Raw genomic sequence first — 20,793 nt, forward strand, 5'->3', positions numbered from 1 at the left:
GATCGCAATCAAACGGAATCCATGATCGCGATCCACCGGATTGCGTGATCGCGATCAAACGGAATCAGTGATCGCGATCCACCGGAACGCGCAGGTGAGCGAGACCTGTGCGGCGATGGTGGGGGCGAGGAAGGTGCCGGCATTGACGCCGATGGTGGTGACGTCGTTACGATTGCCGGTGTCGAAATTGCCGATCGGCGAGGAGAGATAGGCCTTGCCGCCGATTGTCTGTTCGAAGCTCAGACCGACGTAGCCGGCGGTCTGCGGATGGAAATAATAGGGCAGGTAGACGATGACCTGACCCGCCGCTTCGGTGTGGACGGTGGATTTGAACGGGCCGATCGGCGGACCATCGCTGTTGTTGCCGTAGAGATAGCCATCGAGCCAGACTTCGAAGTCGAGGCGTTTGCCCTTCGGTGCGCCGAACAGGCGGTGGCCGAAGCCGACTTCAAAATTGTTGACGACCGAATTGCTGCTGGCGTTCAACGAGACGTTGCGATTGTACGCACCGACGGCGGGGCTGAAGAAGTAGGTGAAATTCAGATAGGCATCCTGCGTCGGGTTGCTGTAGGGGTAGATGAAGGCCGATAGCTGCGGCTCGGCAAAGCCGCCGTTATTGGAGAGGCTTTGGCCGCCGACTTTGGTGTTACCGATGAAATTGACATCCGGCGCGATGATCTGCACGCCCCATTGGGCACCGAACACCTGCCCGAAGGAGTGGACGAAGCGCAGGATCGGCACGTCGGTGACGACGCTGGTGTTACCGACCTTGGTGCCGCCGGCGGTGTAGAAACTATTGCCGGTGGTGACCTCGTTATACATGATCGCGATATTGACGTTCGGCGGCGGCGTGATCAGGTCGTAGGGCAGCGGGCCGCCGGCTTGGGCCGGCATGACCGCTGCACTCAGCGCGAGCAGCGCGCCGGCGGCGCCGACTGTGCAGATGGCGCGGCTTGCCAGGTTTTTGCGGGTCGATGTCATTGGACGAAGTCTCCCTTGGTCTGGAAATTGTTACAGCTTTATTTTTTGCGATTGTGCGGCCAGAAACCCCATCAGATCAACATGCTGCGTCGTTGAACTGTAATTCTGCGTCTGTTTTATGTCGTGAAGTGTCGTTTCTGCCACATAGACCTGACGCTTTGAGTTCATCATAAATAACCGGCACCGGCTTCATCGGCGAAGCGGGTGGGACTGCCTTGCCAGACCATGCGGGCATGTTCGAGGACATACACGCGGTCGGCGTGCGGCAGGGCGAAGGTGACGTTCTGTTCGCCGAGCAGCACGGTGATGTCGGTGGTTTCGCGCAACCGTGTCAGTGCCTCCGATAACTGGCCGAGGATGACCGGCGCCAAGCCTAGTGTTGGTTCGTCAAGGATCAGTAAACGCGGCTTGAGCATCAGGGAGCGGGCGATTGCCAGCATTTGCTGTTCACCGCCCGACAGGGTGCGGGCGTGTTGTTCGCCGCGCGCCTTGAGGATGGGAAACAAATCGAACAGCCAGGCGAGGCGTTCGCTGCGTTCCTGGTCGGGCAGGCGCTGACCCGCGAGGGCGAGATTGTCGGCGACGCTCATGGCGCCGAACAATTCGCGGGTTTCCGGGCATTGCACGATGCCGCCGCGCGCGATGGCGGCGGGGGTTTCGCGGCCGCGCACGGCACCGTTCCAGGCGATCGCACCGCGAAACGGCACGAGGCCGGAAATGGCGTTGAACAGCGAGGTCTTGCCGGCACCGTTGAGCCCGACGACCGAGACGAATTCGCCTTCGTGGATGGTGAGCGAAACATCGTCGAGCGCCTGGGCCTTGCCATAGAACAGGCTGACGCCGCGCACATCGAGCAGCACCTTGCGCGCCGCGATGTCGGCCTCCGGGCGTTCGTGGGTTTCGATGCCGCCGCCGAGGTACACGCGGCGGACGGTTTCGTCGCGCATGACCGCGGCCGGGCCGCCTTCGGCGATTTTTTCGCCGAGATAGAGCGCGAGCACGCGATCGGCCAGGGCGGCGATGCTTTTCACATTATGGTCGACCAGCATGACCGCCCGGCCCTGGTCGCGGAACCGTGTGATCAGCGCCGCGAAATCATCGACCTCGCCGCGGGTGAGACCGGCGAAGGGTTCATCGATCAGCACCACCTGCGGGTCGCGCGCGATGGCTTTCGCAAGTTCCATCCGCCGCAGATCGGCGAACGGCAGCGTGGCGGGCATCCGATCGAGCACGGCCGCGAGCCCGCATTCGGCGGCGATGGCGCGGGCGCGATCGACCGCGCCGGAGGGCGGGCGGAGCCGGTCGATCCGGTCGGGCAGCAGGCCGAGCAGGATGTTTTCGAGCACGGTTTGCAGACGCAGCGGGCGGGAGTGCTGGAACACGATGCCGACGCCGGCGCGGGCGATCTCAAAAATGGGCTTGCCGGCGATATCCGTGCCATCAAGCAGGATCTTGCCGCTGGTGGGTTTCACCACGCCCATGATCATCTGCATGACGGTGGATTTGCCCGAGCCGTTCGGACCGATCAGGCCGAGAATCTCGCCGGGGTGGAGCGCGAAATCGAGCGATTTGACCGCGATCAACCCGCCGAAGCGCTTGTGGAGTTGGCTGACGACGAGGCGGGGCTCGGTGTTGCTGAGTTCGGACATGGTCAGGCCCCCCGGCGCGACGGCAGCAAGCCGAGCAGCCCGTCCGGCAGGATCACGATGACGATCAGGGCGATCAAAGCGACGACGAAGGTCGACAACTGGCCGATCGGGCGCAGCAACTCGCCGGCGACGATCAGGAAGATGGCGCCGATCGCGCCGCCGATGATGGTGCGCCGCCCGCCGAGCACGGCGGCGATGATGACGCGCACGCCGATCGAGACATCGACCACGGCACTGACCGAGGCGGTGCCGAGGTAAAACACCAGCAGCGCGCCGGCGAGGCCGGAGAACAGGGCGGAGATGGCAAAGGCCATGATCTTATGTTTGGTCGCGTTGAAGCCGAGCGCGGCGGCGGCAATTTTGTCCTGGCCGGCGGCTTGCAGGATCATGCCCAGCGAGGAGCGAGCGACGATGCTGAGCACCAGGCCGCTGATGATCATGAAAGCGAGCGCGTATTCATAATTGGGCCCGCTGTCGATCGAGAGCACGTCAGGCACCGAGAGGCCGATTTCACCGCCGGTGACGCCCGCGAAAATAACAATGGCCTGTTGCAGCAGCAGCACCGCGACCAGGGTGATCAGCCCGAGATAAGGGCCGCTGAGGCGGAGTGCCGGAATGGCAAGGGCGACGCCGCCGGCCACCGCGACGATCGCGCCGATCAGAATGGCGAGCGGCACCGGCGCGTGCAGCAGGGCGTTGGCCATGCCCGCCCCGTAGGCGCCGAGGCCGATCAGAAAGGTCGGCCCGAAATTGACCTCGCCGGCATAGCCGAACAGCAGATCCCACGACATCGCGAACACCGCGAAGTAAAAGGCCGTGGTCAGCACGCCGAGGATGTAGCCGTTGGCGCCAAGCGGCAGGGCGGCGAGGGCCAATAGTATGATGATGAGCGGCAGGGCGCGCCGCAGCGAGATTGTTCGCATCTAGCGCCGTCCCAGCAGCCCTTGCGGCCGCACGTAGAGAACGATGATCAGCAGGATCAGGGCCGGTACATCGCGCAATGACGGCGAGATGAGGTAGGCGGTGAGGGTTTCGATGTAGCCAACCACGTAGGCCGCCATCAGCGTGCCAGAGACCGAACCAAGGCCGCCGAGCACGACGATGGTGAAGGCGCTGCCGGTCAGATCGGGGATATAGTCCGACCCGGTGCCGAGGAAGCTGCCGAGCAACACGCCGGCGATGCCCGCGAGCACACCGTAGATCAGCCAAACGACAAGATAGATGGTACCGAGCTCGAAGCCGAGCAGGGTGAGCGCGCGCGGGTTGATGGAGGCGGCGAGTAGGCGTTTGCCGATTTTAGTGCGGTTGACCAGCAGCCAGAGGCACCCCATCACCGCCCAGGCGATGATCGCGATCAGGAGTTCGTTGATCGGGGTGCGCACGCCGAGGATATTGATGGTGCCGGCGATCAGCGGCTTGACGGTGACCGGGCTGTTGGTGAAGGCGTAGGCCAGCGCTTCCTGGATCATGACGCCCCAGAGCAGCGTGGCGGTGAGGACGAACAATTCACGCTCACGCGGCGGGATGGCGCGCGAACGCTCGATCGGGCGGACGACACCGCCATAGGTGAGCAGGGACGCGACGATGGCGGCGCCGAGCCCGGCGAGCGCGCCCCAATAGGCACCGTGGCCGAGCGAAGTGCCGACGTACCAGGCGATCATGGCGGCAACCACCAGCAGGCCGCCATGGGCGAGGTTGAGCACGCCGGAGACGCCGAAAATAAGGGTGAAGCCCAGCGCGCCCAGAGCATAGAGCGTGCTGATCGCGAAGCCATCGATCAGAATTTGCAGTGCAAGCACGTGGTCCGCCCCCGGTCAGTCATCATGGCGATCATGCAGTGCCGCCGGCCCTCTGACGGGCCGGCGAATGACGGGAGGATCAGGATTTGGCGGGTAGCTTCACAAAGGACGGAAACGCGGGCTTGGCATTGGCAAGGTTGAGCGGCCAGATGCATTTCTGCTCACCCTTCTGCCACTGAACCGCGACGCCGGTGACGTATTTCGGGCCGTATTTCAGCGCGTGGGTGAATTTGTCGGACGGGCCTTCGAACGCGATCTGGCCCTGGGTGCCGACCATGTCGGTCTTGGCCAGTTGGTCGACGATGGGCAGCGGCTTGGTCGATTTCGCCCGCTCGATCGCGTCTTTCAATGCATAGATCGCATCGAAGGTGGAATAGGCGGAATAGGCGGGCGAGATGCCGAATTTTTTCTGATAGGCATCGGTGAACGGCAGGGTTTTGGGCGTGATGGCCACCCCGGGCGCCGAGGTGTTGCCGGTAATGACGCCTTCGGTCGCGCCATTGGTGGCTTTCCAGAATACCGAGGAACCCGATTGCGCGTTGATGCCGGCCATCGCGATCGGCACTTTCTGCTCTGCCCATTGCACGGTGGGTTGCACGCCGACATGGGCCCAGCCATCGATGATGACGTTGGGGTGCAGGGCCTCGATTTTCTGATAGATCGGCGTGAAATCGGTCGTATTCGGGGCGAAGCGGATGTTGTCGAGCACTTTCAGGCCGGCGGTGGGCAGGCATTTGTCGTAGCCGGCGTCGAGCGGCTTGGTCCAGGCGGCGTCTTCGCTCATGACGACCGCGGTGGTCATGTGGAACTGATCGACCAGGGTCTGTTTCGAGGCGTCGCACACGGCGCGGGCAAGGTCGGCGGCGGGGAGATAGGCGTGGAAGATGTATTGCCGCGCTTTGTAGTCCGCGTGGACGTATTCGGACAATTCGTTGGCGGCGGCGCCGGTGATCATGTAGGGCTCGTGCAAGCGGGCGGCCCAGGGTTCGAGCGCGAGCGCCACTTCACTGACGAAGGTGCCGACGACCGCAACCGCGTGATCCTGCTTGACCATGCGCTGGAACGAGCGAATCGCATCGGTGGTGGAGAGATGATCGTCTTCGATGATCAGCTTGATCTGCCTGCCATCGACACCGCCGCTGGCGTTGATCTGATCGGCCGCGAGGGTGGCGCCATTGGCGATGGCCTTGCCCGGAATGGTGCCGAGTTCGGTGGTAATGCCGATGACGAGCGGTGTGGCCGCCTGCGCAACAGCGGTGGCGACCACCAATGATGCCGCGCTTGCCAGCAAGGCTGTGCATAGTTTTTTGGACATATTATGTCTCCCGTGTTCTTTTGGCGAGGATGGACGAAGCCCTCGTGCCCATTCATGCCATAGGTAGCGCAAACGGCAAGGGGGTATCGCGTGCTGTAACCCCGATCGCGTTCACGATGCTGCGGAATTTATCGGCGATCTCAATCAAATCTTAAGAACCGTCGGTTAAGGATGGTGATGCGGTGGATTGAGCAGGATCATTCCACGCCATGTTTAAGGGCAAAATGCTGTGGCAGTGATCGGGCAAAAATGGTCGGAGTCGCGCACGCGGGGCGAAATGGTCTTGGAGCCGGCGGCCGTGCGATGCTGAGGCGGTTGTTGCTGGCATCGGGCGCGGTTGCCGCGATGCTGGGCGGGGCGGCTCATGCCGAGCCGCAACATGAGCCCCCAATGGTTCGGACGGTGCGGACACCGGCGGCCGGGCAATTGGTGGTGACGCAGGGCAGCGGCCGGTTGGTCGGTCTGACCGGGGCGGCGAGCAACGTGTTCGTGGCCGACCCCAACGTGATCGCGGTGCGACCGGCGAGTGCGCGAAAGCTGTTCGTGTTCGGCAAGGCGCCGGGTTTCACCACGTTGACCGCGACGGACACCAGCGGCAAGACGATTGCACTGTATCATGTGGTCGTGACGCCCGATCGCTATCCGGCGGTGCGGGTGCGGGCGGAGGCGACGCAGGTTGCGCCGGGCGCCGCCGTGCGGGTGACCAGCGAGGCGAACGGGCTGGTGGTGCGGGGGACTGTGCCGACACCGGCGCAGGACTGGATGCTGATGAAGCGTGCCCAGCTTGCGGCCGGTACTGGGCAGACCGTGATCAACGAGACCGAGGTGCAGCAACCCCAACAGGTCGCACTCAAGGTGCGGATCGCGCAGATGTCGCGCACCGTTACCCAGCAGCTTGGCATCAACTGGCAGAGTGCAGCCGGTGGTGTGGCGATCGGTAAATTCCTGTTCGGGTTTTCGACGCTCGGGAGCCTGCTCGGTCCATCGAGTGCCGCGGCACCGGTCGGCGGGTCGTTCAATCTCCAATTTCCGCAGAACACCGTGCCGATCGATGGCGTGCTCGACGCGCTGAACACCGACAATCTGGCACACATACTGGCCGAGCCCACTCTTACCGCCCTGTCCGGCCAGACCGCCAGCTTCCTCGATGGCGGGTCGTTTCCGGTGCCGGTGCCAGGGCAGAACGGCACGGTCACCGTTGCCTATCAGAACTACGGCGTGCAGTTGAAGTTCAAACCGGTGGTGCTGAACAACGGCAGCATCATTCTCCATGTCGAGCCGACGGTCAGTTCGCCGACCACGCAGAGCTCGTTTCAAATTTCGGTCGCCGGCGAGGCGATCGTGGTGCCGTCGCTTTCGACCCAATCGGCTTCGACCACTGTGGTGATCGGCAGCGGTCAGACGCTGGCGATCGCCGGTCTGCTCGACAACAGCTCCAACCAGAGCGACAGCAGCCTGCCGGGCCTCGGCCAGGTCCCCGTGCTGGGGGCGGCATTCCGCAACGATAATTTCAACAAGCAGGAAGAAGAATTGGTCATCCTGGTCACACCCTATCTCGTCAAGCCGGTCGATGATGCAGCCAAATTCGAGACACCGGATAGTGGGTGGACCAGCCCCGATCAGGTTCAGCGCATCTTCCTGTTTCGCGACAACGGCACCGTCGCGCAGGAAACCCCCCTGCCCGGCGCCGCCGGCTTTGTGCTCCGGTGAGGCAAATGAACCCCATTCCCGCCATCACCGCTCTGATCGTTGCCGCGCTTGGCATGGGGCTGAGCGGCTGCAGCCAGTTCGAGCCGTTTCAACGCCAAGGCACCTGGCACGCAAATCGGGCGCCGATGCAGAACATCGCGATCGAACTCGCCAACCCGCGGGACCTGTATCGCGGCAGCAGCCGCCCGGTGTTGACCGGCAACATGGCTACCACCGCTATCGATTCCGTCACGAGCACAATTTCGAGCGCGTCATCGGGTGGCAGCACGGGCTCGACGACGTCGGGCAGCGGCAGCGCCGCAGGCGCGTCGAGCGGTGCTGCCGGGAGTTCCGGCGGTTCGGCCGGCATGGGCTCGGGCGGCATGGGTGGTGGCAGCACGGGCGGCGGCGGTATGTCGGGAGGAGCAATGCAATGATCGCGTCCATCAAAGCCCATCGTCGCAGAGTCGCGCTCAGACCCAGGTTGGCAGGTCGCATCGCCGCGGTTTCGCTGATCCTGGGCCCGCTGGCGGCCTGTTCGAGCGGCGCACCCCTGAGCGCGGCGCTGACCGGCAACCGAACGCTCAATATCGCCCGCACGGCGCTGGCCGGTGGTAATCCGCAGATGGCGCTGACGGTGACCAATGCCGTCCTGAAGTCCAATCCCGATGACAGCGAAGCACTGATCGATCGGGGTGACGCGTATTACCTCCTGAACGATTGCGTCAGCGCCACCGCCGATTTTCGCCACGCCCTGCGTATTTCGCCGCGGACCGCCACGGCCGAACTCGGCCTGGGGCGTTGCGCGCTGCCAACCGATCCGCGCACCGCCGCGACCGATTTTGGCAACGCCTCGCGCGATGCGCCGGGCGATGCGGTCGCGTTCAACGACCTGGGCATCGCGCGGGCCGACCAGAGTGAGTTCGGTGCGGCACAGGCGGCCTTTCGATCAGCGCTCGCGATCGACCCTTCGATGCAGGCGGCGTCGGTCAATCTTGGTATGAGCCTCGCGCTGGGCGGCAATCCCGCGCAGGCCGAGATCGTGCTCGGTCCGATCGCGCGCGGCGCCGGTGCCACGCCGCTGATCCGCGCGGACTATGCAACATCCCTCGCCCTTGCCGGCCATCCGAAGGCAGCGAACGGCATTCTCATGGCTGACATGCCGGCGGCCGAGGCCGAAGCGATGGTTGCGCAGATACTCAAGCTCCACGCGCTGCCGGCCGCGAAAGAGGCTGCAGGCTGAGCGGGCCGATGGGTTGGGCGAGGGTAGGTTCGCGCGAACCGCGCGATCGACACGCCGGATCAAACGACGCGATGCGCCGGCTCGTCGCCCACCAGTACGGCAGCGATACCATCGAGCGCCAACATCCCCATGGCCGCCCTTGTTTCATGCGTGGCGCTACCGAGGTGGGGCAGCAGGACCGCGTTTTCGAGGGTGAGATAGCCGGCGGGGACGGTGGGTTCGGCGGCGAAGACGTCGAGCCCGGCGGCGGCGACGTGCCGGGAGGTCAGGGCGGCGATCAAGGCATCGTCATCGATGGTCGAGCCGCGGCCGGTGTTGACCACGATGGCGCCGTGCTTGAGCTGGGCGATGCGGGCGGCGTTCAGCCAGTGCAGGGTTGCAGGGCCGCCGGGCAGGTGGATCGACAGCACATCGCACGCGCCCAGGAAGTCGACTTCGTCCGGATAATAGGTGGCACCTTGTTCCTGCGCGGCGGGCAGGTTGCGGCGGTTGTGGTAGATCACCCGCATCGAGAGGCCCTGCGCCATGCGCGCGAGGGCCTGACCGATGCGCCCCATGCCGAGAATGCCGATTGTACGGCCTTCCATGCTGGAGCCGAGCATGAAATCGGGGGTCCAGCCGCCCCAGGCGCGGGCGCGGATCAGACGTTCGCCTTCGCCGGCGCGGCGGGCGGCCATGAGCATCAGGGTCAGCGCGATCTCCGCAGTGGCGAAGGACAGCACGTCCGGCGTGTTCACCACGGCGAGGCCGCTGGCGCGTGCGGCTTGCAGGTCGATATGATCGGTGCCGACCGAGAAGGTGCCGATCACTCTCACGCCGACCGGGATCTGCGCGATCACGCTGGCGTCGATCCGGTCCGCCGGGGTGACGAGGACGGCATCGGCGTCGGGCAGGGCTGCCAGGAACGCCTCGGCATCGAACGGTCCGATCATGTCGAGATACTGGGCGTGGTATTCGGCGGTTGCCCGGCCGGCGACGGCCGGTGGCATTGTGCGGGTGATCACCAATCGTCGTTTCATGAGCCATCCTTCAGCGCTGCCAGCGCATCCTTGGTGTCGAAATCGCGCAATACCGCATCGTCGTCCATCGCTACTTCGGCGACGAGTTCGAGATTCTGCGCCAGGATCTGGCGGGCGCCGGCATCACCGTCGAGTGCGGCGATCGCTGCGAAGAAGCGCCGGTCCCAGAGCACCGGGTTGCCGCGCCGGCCGCGATGGGTCGGCACCACGATGGCGCGGCCTTCATCCGGATCGTATGCCGCGATCAGACGGTCGAGCGCCGTGGCATCGACCAGCGGCATGTCGCCCAGGCAGATCAGCGCCGCCGATACATCCTCGGTCAGGGCGGCGACGCCGGCTTTGAGGCTTTCCGCCATGCCCTCGGCGAAACGCGCGGCTTGGACGAAGCGGAGGGTGCGTCCCGCGAGGGCAGCTTGCACGAGATCGGCCTGGTGGCCGGTGATCACGATCACCTCATCGGCGCGGGAGGCCAAAGCGTGATCGACCGTCATGGCGAGCAGCGCGCGCCCGTCCGGCAGGGGGGCGAGCAATTTGTTGGCGGGGGCGGCGCGCGAGGAACGGCCGGCAGCGAGCACCACGACGGCGATGCGCGGCGCGGCAGATGGCGCGGGGCGTGCGGCGCGCGGCACCGGGCGTGGGGCGAATTCCTTGAGCAGGCCGCCGATGCCCATGCCGGCGATCGTCGCATGATCGATCGGGACGCCGGCGAACACGCGATCGAGCACAAAATCGATGCCGTTGAGTTTCGGGCTGCGGGCGCAGCCGGGCAGCACGATGGCGGGCATGGCGCCGATGCGACCGAAACAGAGCAGATTGCCCGGATCGACCGGCATGCCGAACCGCTCGATCACGCCGCCTGCGGCGACGATCGCGGCCGGGGCGACATCGGCGCGGTCGGTCACCGCCGAGGCGCCGGCGATCAGGATCAGATCGGCACCGGCGGCGCGCAACGCGGTGATGGCTTCGGTGATCGGCGCTGGTTCATGCGGCGTTTCGATCGGGTCGAGCAGGCGGCCGCTGCGGGCGAGCACGCGGCGGCGGGTCGCATCGATCGTGTTGCGGATGGCGGCATCCTTGAGTTGCGGCAGGCGGGACAGGATCAGGCCTGCGATCAGCGGCCGGAACGGCAGGATCGTGATGGCGGGCGTGTGTTCGAGCAGGACGGTGGCGCGGGCGAGCGTGGCGGCGGCGACGGCGAACGGGATGATCTTGAGGGTTGCCAGCATGTCGCCGGCGGCAACCGGCACGGCATCAGCCAGCGTGCCGAGGGTGATCGCTTCGTCGATGCCGTTCAGCGCATCGATCGTCGCGCGGTCGAGGCGCAGCAGCCCGGCGACGGCGGCGAAGGCATTCACCCGCCCGTGCACCGGCCCGGCGATCCGCAGCCCCGGGGCCTCGAGGCACGCGCCGAGCCGGGCGGCGGCAGCGGCTTCCGGCACATCGCCGGGATCGAGGCGCGCGACGATGATTTCATCATGCCCGGCCGCGCGCAGGGCGGCGATCAAGGCAGCGTCGAGAACCGCACCTTTGGCGATCAGGCGATCGCCGGTTTTGAGACTGTGCGCCAAAATGGCGCCGGTCAGCGCATCGCCCAGCGGTGCCGGTCCAAAAATCACGCTCTGGTCGGCTTGCCGCGCCGCGCCGCGACCATCTGGGCGATGACCGAGATGGCGATTTCGGGCGCGGTCACCGCGCCGATATCGAGCCCGACCGGGGCGCAGATGCGCGCTAGCGACGCCTCGGTTAGACCGGCTTCGCGTAGCCGGTCGAGCCGTGCGGCGTGGGTTTTCCGCGAGCCCAGCGAGCCGATGTAGAACGCATCGGTCGCGAGTGCGGCGATCAGGGCCGGATCGTCGAGTTTGGGGTCGTGCGTCAGGGTGATGATGGCGGTGCGCGCGTCCGGGCGCAGGGCTTGCAGGGCTTCGTCCGGCCAGTCCGTTCGGGTGACGACGCCGGGGAAGCGGTCGGCCGAGGCGAAAGCGCGGCGCGGATCGACCACGACGACATCGAACCCCATCGTGGCGGCGAGCGGCGCCAGGCTTTGCGCGATATGCACGGCGCCGACGATGATCGCGCGCGGGGCGGGGTTGCGGGATTCGATGAACCAATCCTCCGCGCCGATCGTGACCATGCCGGTCTTGTCGGCGGCGAGCATCGTGGCGGCTTCGAGTGCCAGCGCCTGCGGTGCGGCAGGGTCGGGCAGGATGAAGGCCGTACCATCGGGCAGGCGGGTTGCGAAAGCGACCGGGATGCGCTGGGTGGCGGCGGCCTGCAGGGCGTGGAGGTGCTCGGCTTTCACGCCAGTTTTTCCACGAACACCGAGACCTTGCCGCCACAGGCGAGGCCGACCTCCCAGGCGCGTTCGTCGGTGACGCCGAAATCGAGCACTTGGGGCGTGCCGGTCTCGATGCTGCGCTGCGCGGCCTCGGCCACCGCACCCTCGATGCAGCCACCGGAGACCGATCCGGCGATCCGGCCCGATTGCGTGACCGCCATCCGGCTGCCGGCGCGGCGGGGCGAACTCCCCCAGGTACTGGTGACGGTGGCGACCGCCACGGCCTCGCCCGCCGCCAGCCAGTCGGCGGCGATCGTCAGAATATCCTCGGAATCCATGGTCATGTCCGTCCTTCCCACAAAGCGGCCGCTTGCAGCCGGGGCGGTGCGGCGCTCGACAGCGCCGTGACCAGCCCCCGCAGGCTCGCGAGGTTATGCACCGGCCGAAACTCATCGACATAGGGCAGCATCGCCCGTGCGCCCTGCGATTTTGGCGCGAATCCATCGTAGCGCAACAGTGGGTTGAGCCAGATGACGCGGCGGGCCGAGCGATGCAGGCGCGCCATGTTCTCGGCCAAACCTACCGCGCCGTCACGGTCCAGCCCATCGGTGACCAGCAGCACGACAGCGCCTTGCGCCAGCACGCGGCGGGACCACAGGCAGTTGAATTCGCTCAGCGCCTCGCCGATCCGCGTGCCGCCCGACCAGTCCGGCACCAGGCTGGCGACCTGGGCGAAGGCGATTTCGGGGTCGCGGCGCGCGAGTTGACGGGTGATGTTGGTCAGGCGGGTGCCGAACAGGAACACCGTGACGCGGTCGCGATCGTTGGCGACGGCGTGCAGGAAATGCAGCAGGATCTGGGCGTAGCGCGCCATCGAGCCGGAAATGTCGCACAGCACGACCAGCGGCGGCGGTTTGGTGACCGGCACACGGCGGGTGATGTCAAAAATCTCGCCGGAGTGGCGCAACGCTTCGCGCATCGTGCGTTTCAGATCGACCCGGCTGCCGCGCGCGGCAACCCGGAAACGGCGGGTGCGCCGTTCATCGAGCGGCAGACTGAGCCGGCCGATCGCGGCCTTGGCTTCGGCAATTTCAGCCGCGCTCATCGCCTCGAAATCGAGGGTTTCCAACCGTTCCTGGCCGGAGGCGGTCAGGATGGCGTCGATCTGCCGGGGCTGGTCGGGTTCGGGCGGGCGGTCGCGCGGCTTGGCGGTGGCCATGGCTTCGGCGAGGCGGCGAGCACCGGGGGGTGCGCGTTCCTGCGAGGCGGCGCGCCCGTCCATTTGCGAGAGCAGCGCCTCGAACGTCGCGGCTTCGGGGTTGCGCCAGAACACCGAGAAGGCCTGGTCGAACAGGGCGGCGTGTTCGTGGCGGCGCAGCATGACGGCGCGCAGGGCCGCGTGCATCACGCGGCGGTCGGTGATGTCGACATGGGCGAGTGCCGTGGCGGCGGCGACCATTTCGCCGGGGCCGACCGGCAGGCCGGCGCGGCGCAGCAGGCGGGCGAAATGCATCACATTGGACGCCAGCACGCCGTTGGCGGCGGGGGCGTTCATGCGGCGCGGACTGCCTCCCCGGTCAGCCGGGCGGCGACCTCGCCGCGCACCTTGGCGATATCGTCCTGGTATTTCAGCAGGGCACCCAGCGTATCATCGACCGCGCCGGGGGCGAGTTCGGTTTCATCGAGGGCGGCGAGTGCCGAGGCCCAATCGATCGTTTCGGCCACACCGGGCAGTTTGAAGATGTCGGTGGTGCGGATGCTCTGCACGAAGGCGACCACCTGGGCCGAGAGCAGGGCGGGCACGCCGGGCGCGCGGGCGGCGAGGATGGCGCGTTCGCGCGCGGCATCGGGGTAGTCGACCCATTGGTAGAGGCAGCGGCGGCGGATCGCGTCGTGGACTTCGCGGGTGCGGTTGGAGGTGATGATCACGATGGGTTTGGTGGTCGCCGCGATGGTGCCGAGTTCGGGGATGGTGATCTGGAAATCGCCGAGGATTTCGAGCAGGAACGCCTCGAACGGTTCATCGGCGCGGTCGAGCTCGTCGATCAGCAGGACCGCCGGCGGCAAAGCGGGGTCGATCGCCGAGAGCAGCGGACGGCGGAGCAGGAAGTCCGGCGCATAGAGGTTCTGGCGCAGTGCCGTGCGGGACTCGCCCGACGTTTCGGCGAGGCGGATTTCCATCAGCTGGCGCGCGTGGTCCCATTCATAGGCGGCGGCGGCGAGATCGAGCCCCTCGTAGCATTGCAGGCGGACCAGGCGGCGACCGAGCTGGGCCGCGAGCACCTTGGCGATTTCGGTCTTGCCGGTGCCGGGTTCGCCTTCGAGGAACAGCGGTCGTTCCATTGCCAGCGCCAGATGCACGCTGGTCGCCAGCGCCCGGTCGGCGATGTAGTCGCCACGGGCGAGGAGAGCGGCGGTTTCGGCAACCGAGGTCGGCAAGGGGATTGCGGTCATCCGATGAATTTGGCGATGACGATGGCAACCACAACGATCGAAATGATCAGGGGTATCCAGATTCCGATCGGCAGGCCGGCGATGACCGGGTTGCTGCGGTCGTAGCCATCGGCGGCGGGGGCGTGGGCGTGGTCGTGATCGGCCATGGTATCCTCATGCGCAGGGTGGTGGGGCGCTGCCGCCGGCAGCGGGGCGGCGACGGCGGGGGCGACCAGTTCGGAGAACCGGGTGAAGAAGGTCTCGGCGTAGGATTTCGCGACCGAATCGATCAGGCGCGCGCCGAGTTGCGCCATTTTGCCGCCGATCTGGGCGTTGACCTGGTAGTGCAGCGCGGTGCCGCCGGGGGCATCGGAGAGTTGCACCTTTGCGCCGCCCTTGGCGAAACCGGCCACACCACCCTGCCCTTCGCCGGAAATCGTGTATGAGTTCGGCGGATCGAGGTCGGCCAGCGTGACCTTGCCGTTGAACCGCGAAGAGATCGGGCCGATCTTGGCACTGACCGTCGCGGTCATTTCAGTATCGGAGAGTTTATCGATGGTTTCGCAGCCCGGGATGCAGGCTTTCAGCACTGCCGGATCGTTCAACGCCTGCCACACCGTCTCGCGCGGTGCCGCGATCAGCCGTTCACCAGACATATCCATCAGAGGGACGCTCCTTCATCGAATTCGACTATCATCGCCGTGTGTAGTTTGACCGTCGCGGCGGCGCAAATCATCGGTGATATGCCCTGTGATTGCGTGAGCCGGCGGCCATGACCAGCCTGGCGGGTGCGATACCGTCGATGCTGCCGTTCATTGGCACGTTGCTCAGCTTTGCGCTGTTGCCGGGGCTGGCACCGCGGCTGTGGCACCGGCGGATGGTGTCGATCACCTTGTCGTGGGTGGTGCTCGGCCTGGTGCTGACAGCGGTGCGCGCGGGGCCGGTGGCGGCGCTGGGCGGGCTGTGGGTTGCGACGGTGGGTGATTTCCTGCCGTTCATTGCGATCCTGATGGCGCTGTACACGCTGGGCGGCGGCGTGCTGATCGCGGGCGGGCCATGGGGGCGGCCGGGCGGCAATGTGCTGCTACTGGCGATCGGCACCGTGCTCGCCGGGGTGATGGGGACGATCGGCGCGGCGCTGCTGCTGATCCACCCGCTGCTGGCCGCAAACGGCGCGCGGCGCGAGCGGCGGCATCTGGTACTCGCCTTCATTATTCTGGTGGCGAACGCGGGCGGGGCGCTCAGCCCGCTGGGCGACCCGCCGCTGTTGATCGGGTTTCTGCGCGGCGTGCCGTTTTTCTGGCCGACGCTGCATCTGGCGTGGCCGATGCTGGTGATCGCCGTACCGGTGCTAGCGCTGACCTATGGCATCGACCGGCGGCTGGCGGCGCGCGAACCGGTGGCCAAATCAGAGCGGTTGCACCTACGCGGCGGGTTGAACATTGCCCTGCTAATCCTGTTCGTGGGCGCGATCACGCTATCGGGGCTGGTGCCGGGGCCGATGCTGGCGGTCGGGCCGGCACGGTTGCCGGCGGCACAGGTGGCGCTGACGCTGCTCGCCGCGATCGTGACGCTGATTTCAGAACGCAGCACGGCGGCGAGCATTCGCGCGCGCAACCGCTTCGCCTGGGCGCCGATGGTAGAAATCGCGGTGCTGTTCTTTGCGATTTTCGCGACGATCCCGCCGGTGCTGCATCTGCTGCAAACGGCACCGCTCGGGCGAAATCCGGCGCTGTGGTTCTGGCTGGCGGGGCTGTGTTCGGCGTTTCTGGACAGCGCGCCGACGTATTTGATGTTTTTCCAGGCGGCGGGTGGCGATGCGGCGCGGCTGATTATCCCCCCTGCCCGGCTGCTGACGGCGATTTCGGCGGGATCGGTGTTTTTCGGTGCGGTGACTTATCTGGGCAATGCGCCGAATTTGATGATCCGGGCGATCGCGGCGCGGCGCGGGGTGCGGATGCCGGGGTTTTTCGGCTATTGCGCGGCGGCGGGGTTGGTGCTGGCGCCGCTGCTGATCGTGCAGACCATCCTGTTCTTTATCTGACCGCGGGGTTCGGGTCGTCCGGCCCGATTCCCGAGCGGATCAGGTCGAGCTTCATCATCATGGCGAGCACGATGCCCTTGATCGGGCGTTGCAAGGAGAGTTGCAGCACGATCGCCAGCGGGATGAACACGATCAGCGAGGTGGTGTAGCGCAGGCCGCCGTCGCGGTCCGCGATCAGCAGGCCGGCGCCGATGATCGCAAGGCCGATCACGATGGTGAGGTAGGGCGGCAGCGTGTCGCACGGCACCAGGCCGAGCGGGGCATCGCAATGCGGGCAGCGGGCGCGGATGACGAACCAGTTGGCGAAGGCCGAGGCCTGGCCGCAGGCGGGGCAGCGCATGGCGGCACCGCGCGCGAGCGCCCTGCCCCACCCGGGCATGGTGAAGGTCGGCACGCGGGACGGCGGACGGCGCGACCAGCGTTGCGCCGGCAGGGTGAGTTTCGGGGGGGCGGTCATGCGGTCTCTCCGATCGGGGTCAGGCCGTCAGGGCGGCTTCGCCATCCAGCGCCGCCTCGATATCCTCGAGGCTGCGGCCCTTGGTTTCGGGCACCAGGAACCAGGTGAAGATCAGGGTCGCCAGCGTCATGGCCGCGTAGATCAGGAAGGTCGGGCCACGGCCGAAACCGTGCACGAGGTCGAGAAAGGTGATCGAAACCAGCATGTTGAAGCTCCAGTTGGCGATCGTGGCGAGCGACATGCCGCGGCCGCGCACCGCCAATGGGAAAATTTCGGCGATCAGCAGCCAGAATACCGGACCGAGGCCGATTGCAAAAAAGGCGACATAGGCGGCGACCGAGGCGACCGTGACCCAGGCGAGGCCGCCGTGCAGCCCGGCCATGAAGCCGCCCGCGAGCACGATCAGCGTAACCAGCATGCCGGTCAGCCCGGTGAGCAGGAGGCGGCGGCGGCCGACCACATCGAGCAGGCGCATGGCGATCAGCGTCATGATGACATTGACCAGCCCGACGCCGGCGGTGGCCAGGATGGCGGCGGAGGCAGAGGGCAGGCCGGCTTTCTGGAAGATGGTGGGGGCGAAATAGATGACGGTGTTGATGCCGGTCACCTGCTGGAAAATGGCAAGGCCGATTCCGATGATCAGCGGGCGGCGGGCCTTGCTGGCGAACAAAGTGGCCCAGGGGGTGGTGTGCTGGCGGTGCGTGGCGGCATCGCGCTTGAGTTCGGCGACAGCGGCGGTGACATCGGTGCCGGCGCGGAGATAGCGCAGCGCCTTGGTTGCGTCATCATCGCGCCCCTTGCCGGCGAGCCAGGGCGGGCTTTCCGGCAGGGTCAGCATGCCGATGAACAGGACGATGCCGGGCAGCGCGCCGAGGCCCAGCATCCAGCGCCAGCCTTCGGTGCCATGCGAGAGCAGATAGCCGACGCCATACGAAAGCACGATGCCGAGGGTGATGTAGAACTGGTTGATGGTGACGACCGCGCCGCGTTTGTCGGGCGGAGCGATTTCGGACAGATACAGCGGCGTGACCATCGACGCGACACCGATGGCGCCACCGACCAGGACGCGGCCGGTCAACAGGATCGGCACGCTCCAGGCGACTGCCGAAACCAGCGCGCCGGCGACGAAAATGAGGGCGGTGACCAGCAGGACGATGCGCCGGCCGAACCGATCCGACAGCACGCCGGCAAAGGCCGCACCGACCGCGGCGGCGGCGAGGGCGATGGCGACGACGACGCCCTGCATGGTCGCATCGAGATGAAACACGTGGCGGATGAACAGCAGCGCACCGGAAATCACACCGGTGTCGTAGCCGAACAACAGGCCGCCGAGGCCGGCCACGACGGCAATCAGGGTAAACCGCATCGCTTCTCTCCCTTTGACCGTCCTTGCGCGACGATCAGGGGGAAATGGCCAGTAGCACTTACCGTTTCAATGCCGCCGCTTCGGCCGCGAGAGCTGTGATGCGCCGCCAGTCGCCATCGCGCATCGCATCCGCCGGGGTGAGCCAGGAGCCGCCGACGCAGACGACGTTGGCGAGCGCCAGGTAATCGCGCGCGTTACCGAGGGTGATGCCGCCGGTCGGGCAGAAGCGGACATCGGTGATCGGCGCGCCGATGGCTTTGAGCATGGGGATGCCACCGGCCGGTTCGGCGGGGAAGAATTTTTGCAGGAGGTAGCCGCCTTCGAGCAGATGGAGAACCTCGGTCGGGGTGGCGGCACCGGGCAAGAACGGCACTTTGCTGCGGGCGGCGGCTTCGAGCACCAGCGGGCTGGACCCCGGCGAGACGACGAACTGGGCGCCGATTTCATCGACCGCGCGGTATTGCGCGGCGGTGAGCACCGTGCCGGCACCGACCACCATGCCCGGCACTTCGGCCACCATCGCCGCCATGGCCGGCAGGCCCGCGCGGGTGCGCAGGGTGACTTCGACCACGCCGATGCCGCCTTCGAGCAGCGCGCGGGCGAGCGGGACGGCGTGGGCGACATCCTCGATGGTCAGGACCGGGATGACCGGCGAGATGGCGAGCAGTTCGGCGAGGCGTCCCTGATCGATCATGCGAACACACTCGCGCCGACATCGGCACCGCCCACGGCGGCGCGGAAGGCGCCGAACAATTCGCGGCCGATGCCGTGATGGTTAACCGCCAGATCGACCTCCGGCAGGGGGCGCGCGGCGAATTCGGCCTCATCGACCAGCACGCGCAGGACACCGGCGGTGCAATCGAGCCGGATCATGTCGCCGTCGCGGAGTTTGGCAAGCGGGCCGCCGCGCGCGCATTCCGGCGTCACATGGATGGCGGCGGGGATCTTGCCGGAGGCGCCGGACATCCGGCCGTCGGTGACCAGCCCGACCTTGAAGCCGAGATCCTGCAACACGCCGAGCGGCGGGGTGAGTTTGTGCAGCTCCGGCATGCCGTTCGCCATCGGGCCCTGGTGGGTGACGACGGCGATGAAATCGCGGTGCAGGTCACCGGCCTTGAAGGCGGCTTGCAGCTCCTCCTGGCTGCGGAACACCAGGGCGGGCGCTTCGACAATGCGATGCTCGGGCTTGACCGCCGAGATTTTGGCGACTGCCTCGCCGAGATTGCCGTGCATGATCTTCAGCCCGCCGTCGGCGCTGAACGGCGCTGTGGCATCGCGCAGGATGGCGGTGTCGGCACTGGCGGCGGGGGCGGGTTTCCAGCGCAGGACACCATCCTCGAGGCTGGGCTGGTCGCGATAGGCCGCCATGCCGTCACGGCTCCAGACCGTGCCGGCATCGCCGTGGAGCAGGCCGTGGTCGAGCAGTGAGCCGATCAGGACGGGCATGCCGCCGGCGGCCTGGAACTGGTTCACATCGGCCGGGCCGTTGGGGTAGATGCGCGTGAGCGAGGGCACCACGTCCGACAGATCGGAGAAATCATGCCAGTTGATGTGGATGCCCGCGGCGCGCGCCATGGCGACCAGGTGGATGGTGTGGTTGGTGGAGCCGCCGGTCGCGAGCAGGCCGACCATGCCATTGACCACGGCGCGTTCATCGATCATTTCGCCGGCCGGGGTGAATTCGTTGCCGCGCGCCGTGATTTCGAGAATACGCCGCGACGCCGCTTCGGTCAGCGCGTCGCGCAGCCTGGTGTTGGGGTTGACGAAGGAGGCGCCGGGCAGGTGCAGGCCCATGATTTCCATCAGCATCTGATTGGAATTGGCGGTGCCGTAGAAAGTGCAGGTGCCGGGGCTGTGGTAGGAGGCGGCTTCGGCTTCGAGCAGTTCGGCGCGGCCGATTTTGCCTTCGGCGGCCAACTGGCGGATGCGGGATTTTTCGGTGTTGGAAATGCCCGAGGGCATCGGGCCGGCGGGGACAAAAATCGACGGCAGATGGCCGAAGGTGAGCGCTGCGATGACCAGGCCGGGGACGATCTTGTCGCACACGCCGAGCAGCAGGGCGCCATCGAACACATCATGCGAGAGGGCGATAGCGGTCGCCATGGCGATGACATCGCGCGAGAACAGTGAGAGTTCCATGCCCTCGCGCCCCTGGGTGACGCCGTCGCACATCGCGGGCACGCCGCCGGCGACCTGGGCGATGCCGCCGGCCGCGCGCACGGCGGTTTTAATGATGTCGGGGAAGCGCTCGAACGGTTGATGGGCCGAGAGCATGTCGTTGAAGGAGGTGACGATGCCGATATTGGGTTTGTCGTCGCGCTTCAGATCGGCCTGATCGGCGGGCGAGCAACCGGCGACGGCGTGGGCGAGGTTGGCGCAGCCGACAGCGCTGCGGTGGACGCCGCGCTTGGCCGCAGCTTCGATACGCGCGAGATAGGCGGATCGGCCGGGGTGGCTACGCTCGCGGATGCGGTCGGTCACGCGGGCAATTTTATCATTCAGCATGGCTGAGGCTCGCTTTCT

Annotated in this window: 20 protein-coding genes; 4 read left to right on the plus strand and 16 right to left on the minus strand. The window is 66.5% G+C overall.

What is annotated here, in order from left to right:
- Window positions 1–54 precede the first annotated feature (54 nt).
- The 5 genes from BW994_RS11875 to BW994_RS11895 form a co-directional block, all read right to left on the minus strand.
- A complete protein-coding gene (locus tag BW994_RS11875) occupies window positions 55–981 on the minus strand; it encodes a transporter (RefSeq protein ID WP_076454604.1) in 927 nt (308 codons plus the stop codon).
- Window positions 982–1,148: 167 nt separating this feature from the next.
- On the minus strand, window positions 1,149–2,630 hold the full coding sequence (locus tag BW994_RS11880) for an ATP-binding cassette domain-containing protein (RefSeq protein ID WP_029311623.1): 1,482 nt from the start codon (window positions 2,628–2,630) through the stop codon (window positions 1,149–1,151).
- Window positions 2,631–2,632: 2 nt separating this feature from the next.
- Entirely contained in the window at window positions 2,633–3,553 is a 921-nt protein-coding gene (locus BW994_RS11885; protein ID WP_029311624.1) for a branched-chain amino acid ABC transporter permease, read from the minus strand.
- Window positions 3,554–4,429 carry a branched-chain amino acid ABC transporter permease gene (locus BW994_RS11890; protein ID WP_029311625.1) on the minus strand — a complete coding sequence of 292 codons (876 nt, stop codon included), beginning with the start codon at window positions 4,427–4,429 and terminating at the stop codon, window positions 3,554–3,556.
- Window positions 4,430–4,508: 79 nt separating this feature from the next.
- Window positions 4,509–5,744 (minus strand): ABC transporter substrate-binding protein, encoded by a 1,236-nt coding sequence (locus BW994_RS11895; RefSeq protein WP_029311626.1) that lies wholly within the window; start codon window positions 5,742–5,744, stop codon window positions 4,509–4,511.
- A gap of 303 nt (window positions 5,745–6,047) precedes the next feature.
- Here BW994_RS11895 and BW994_RS11900 point away from each other — a divergent pair, with 303 nt between their 5' ends.
- Genes BW994_RS11900 through BW994_RS11910 form a run of 3 tightly spaced genes read left to right on the plus strand, consistent with a single transcriptional unit; the run spans window position 6,048 to window position 8,676 of the window.
- Window positions 6,048–7,454, plus strand: a complete 1,407-nt coding sequence (locus BW994_RS11900) for a type II and III secretion system protein family protein (protein ID WP_081849061.1) — start codon at window positions 6,048–6,050, stop codon at window positions 7,452–7,454.
- 5 nt (window positions 7,455–7,459) lie between these two features.
- The gene (locus tag BW994_RS11905) at window positions 7,460–7,870 is read left to right on the plus strand and encodes a hypothetical protein (protein WP_051657308.1); all 411 of its coding nucleotides are present in this window, start codon (window positions 7,460–7,462) and stop codon (window positions 7,868–7,870) included.
- Window positions 7,867–8,676, plus strand: a complete 810-nt coding sequence (locus tag BW994_RS11910) for a tetratricopeptide repeat protein (protein WP_076454606.1) — start codon at window positions 7,867–7,869, stop codon at window positions 8,674–8,676. Before BW994_RS11905 ends, BW994_RS11910 begins: the two co-directional genes overlap by 4 nt.
- 59 nt (window positions 8,677–8,735) lie before the next feature.
- Here the strand turns inward: BW994_RS11910 and BW994_RS11915 are convergent, their stop codons facing one another.
- Genes BW994_RS11915 through BW994_RS11945 form a run of 7 tightly spaced genes read right to left on the minus strand, consistent with a single transcriptional unit; the run spans window position 8,736 to window position 15,065 of the window.
- Window positions 8,736–9,695 (minus strand): 2-hydroxyacid dehydrogenase, encoded by a 960-nt coding sequence (locus BW994_RS11915; RefSeq protein WP_029311630.1) that lies wholly within the window; start codon window positions 9,693–9,695, stop codon window positions 8,736–8,738.
- Window positions 9,692–11,311, minus strand: coding sequence for an NTP transferase domain-containing protein (locus BW994_RS11920; RefSeq protein WP_029311631.1), 1,620 nt, complete (start codon window positions 11,309–11,311; stop codon window positions 9,692–9,694). The genes BW994_RS11915 and BW994_RS11920 overlap by 4 nt, the downstream gene beginning before the upstream one ends.
- Window positions 11,308–11,994: an XdhC family protein gene (locus BW994_RS11925; RefSeq protein ID WP_029311632.1), complete on the minus strand. Its 687-nt coding sequence runs from the start codon at window positions 11,992–11,994 to the stop codon at window positions 11,308–11,310. The genes BW994_RS11920 and BW994_RS11925 overlap by 4 nt, the downstream gene beginning before the upstream one ends.
- Window positions 11,991–12,314 carry an XdhC family protein gene (locus BW994_RS11930; protein WP_029311633.1) on the minus strand — a complete coding sequence of 108 codons (324 nt, stop codon included), beginning with the start codon at window positions 12,312–12,314 and terminating at the stop codon, window positions 11,991–11,993. Before BW994_RS11930 ends, BW994_RS11925 begins: the two co-directional genes overlap by 4 nt.
- Window positions 12,311–13,525 carry a vWA domain-containing protein gene (locus tag BW994_RS11935; RefSeq protein ID WP_029311634.1) on the minus strand — a complete coding sequence of 405 codons (1,215 nt, stop codon included), beginning with the start codon at window positions 13,523–13,525 and terminating at the stop codon, window positions 12,311–12,313. The genes BW994_RS11930 and BW994_RS11935 overlap by 4 nt, the downstream gene beginning before the upstream one ends.
- Complete coding sequence (locus BW994_RS11940) at window positions 13,522–14,424, minus strand: AAA family ATPase (RefSeq protein ID WP_029311635.1); 903 nt, start codon at window positions 14,422–14,424, stop codon at window positions 13,522–13,524. Before BW994_RS11940 ends, BW994_RS11935 begins: the two co-directional genes overlap by 4 nt.
- On the minus strand, window positions 14,421–15,065 hold the full coding sequence (locus BW994_RS11945) for an SRPBCC family protein (RefSeq protein WP_029311636.1): 645 nt from the start codon (window positions 15,063–15,065) through the stop codon (window positions 14,421–14,423). Before BW994_RS11945 ends, BW994_RS11940 begins: the two co-directional genes overlap by 4 nt.
- A 92-nt stretch (window positions 15,066–15,157) precedes the next feature.
- Between BW994_RS11945 and BW994_RS11950 the strand changes: the two genes are divergently transcribed.
- Window positions 15,158–16,447 carry a sodium:proton antiporter gene (locus tag BW994_RS11950; protein ID WP_245801567.1) on the plus strand — a complete coding sequence of 430 codons (1,290 nt, stop codon included), beginning with the start codon at window positions 15,158–15,160 and terminating at the stop codon, window positions 16,445–16,447.
- Here the strand turns inward: BW994_RS11950 and BW994_RS11955 are convergent.
- From BW994_RS11955 to edd, 4 genes are read right to left on the minus strand one after another with little or no spacing between them, the layout of a single operon-like run.
- Window positions 16,440–16,904, minus strand: a complete 465-nt coding sequence (locus tag BW994_RS11955) for a DUF983 domain-containing protein (protein ID WP_051657309.1) — start codon at window positions 16,902–16,904, stop codon at window positions 16,440–16,442. The genes BW994_RS11950 and BW994_RS11955 overlap by 8 nt on opposite strands.
- Window positions 16,905–16,923: 19 nt before the next feature.
- Window positions 16,924–18,270 carry a sugar porter family MFS transporter gene (locus BW994_RS11960; protein WP_029311639.1) on the minus strand — a complete coding sequence of 449 codons (1,347 nt, stop codon included), beginning with the start codon at window positions 18,268–18,270 and terminating at the stop codon, window positions 16,924–16,926.
- Between the two features lie 58 nt (window positions 18,271–18,328).
- Window positions 18,329–18,964 carry a bifunctional 4-hydroxy-2-oxoglutarate aldolase/2-dehydro-3-deoxy-phosphogluconate aldolase gene (gene eda / locus BW994_RS11965; RefSeq protein WP_029311640.1) on the minus strand — a complete coding sequence of 212 codons (636 nt, stop codon included), beginning with the start codon at window positions 18,962–18,964 and terminating at the stop codon, window positions 18,329–18,331.
- Window positions 18,961–20,775 carry a phosphogluconate dehydratase gene (edd, locus tag BW994_RS11970; RefSeq protein WP_029311641.1) on the minus strand — a complete coding sequence of 605 codons (1,815 nt, stop codon included), beginning with the start codon at window positions 20,773–20,775 and terminating at the stop codon, window positions 18,961–18,963. Before edd ends, eda begins: the two co-directional genes overlap by 4 nt.
- Between the last annotated feature and the right edge of the window lie 18 nt (window positions 20,776–20,793).

Origin of the sequence: Acidiphilium rubrum (genome assembly GCF_900156265.1) — a bacterium.
Classification (GTDB): domain Bacteria; phylum Pseudomonadota; class Alphaproteobacteria; order Acetobacterales; family Acetobacteraceae; genus Acidiphilium; species Acidiphilium rubrum.

Coding starts and splice junctions, on each gene's coding strand:
- BW994_RS11900 (WP_081849061.1), top strand. CDS start 6,048: ATGCTGAGGCGGTTGTTGCTGGCATCGGGCGCGGTTGCCGCGATGCTG.
- BW994_RS11935 (WP_029311634.1), bottom strand. CDS start 13,525: ATGAACGCCCCCGCCGCCAACGGCGTGCTGGCGTCCAATGTGATGCAT.
- BW994_RS11905 (WP_051657308.1), top strand. CDS start 7,460: ATGAACCCCATTCCCGCCATCACCGCTCTGATCGTTGCCGCGCTTGGC.
- BW994_RS11955 (WP_051657309.1), bottom strand. CDS start 16,904: ATGACCGCCCCCCCGAAACTCACCCTGCCGGCGCAACGCTGGTCGCGC.
- BW994_RS11930 (WP_029311633.1), bottom strand. CDS start 12,314: ATGACCATGGATTCCGAGGATATTCTGACGATCGCCGCCGACTGGCTG.
- BW994_RS11960 (WP_029311639.1), bottom strand. CDS start 18,270: ATGCGGTTTACCCTGATTGCCGTCGTGGCCGGCCTCGGCGGCCTGTTG.
- BW994_RS11945 (WP_029311636.1), bottom strand. CDS start 15,065: ATGGATATGTCTGGTGAACGGCTGATCGCGGCACCGCGCGAGACGGTG.
- edd (WP_029311641.1), bottom strand. CDS start 20,775: ATGCTGAATGATAAAATTGCCCGCGTGACCGACCGCATCCGCGAGCGT.
- BW994_RS11895 (WP_029311626.1), bottom strand. CDS start 5,744: ATGTCCAAAAAACTATGCACAGCCTTGCTGGCAAGCGCGGCATCATTG.
- BW994_RS11910 (WP_076454606.1), top strand. CDS start 7,867: ATGATCGCGTCCATCAAAGCCCATCGTCGCAGAGTCGCGCTCAGACCC.
- BW994_RS11875 (WP_076454604.1), bottom strand. CDS start 981: ATGACATCGACCCGCAAAAACCTGGCAAGCCGCGCCATCTGCACAGTC.
- BW994_RS11915 (WP_029311630.1), bottom strand. CDS start 9,695: ATGAAACGACGATTGGTGATCACCCGCACAATGCCACCGGCCGTCGCC.
- BW994_RS11940 (WP_029311635.1), bottom strand. CDS start 14,424: ATGACCGCAATCCCCTTGCCGACCTCGGTTGCCGAAACCGCCGCTCTC.
- eda (WP_029311640.1), bottom strand. CDS start 18,964: ATGATCGATCAGGGACGCCTCGCCGAACTGCTCGCCATCTCGCCGGTC.
- BW994_RS11880 (WP_029311623.1), bottom strand. CDS start 2,630: ATGTCCGAACTCAGCAACACCGAGCCCCGCCTCGTCGTCAGCCAACTC.
- BW994_RS11885 (WP_029311624.1), bottom strand. CDS start 3,553: ATGCGAACAATCTCGCTGCGGCGCGCCCTGCCGCTCATCATCATACTA.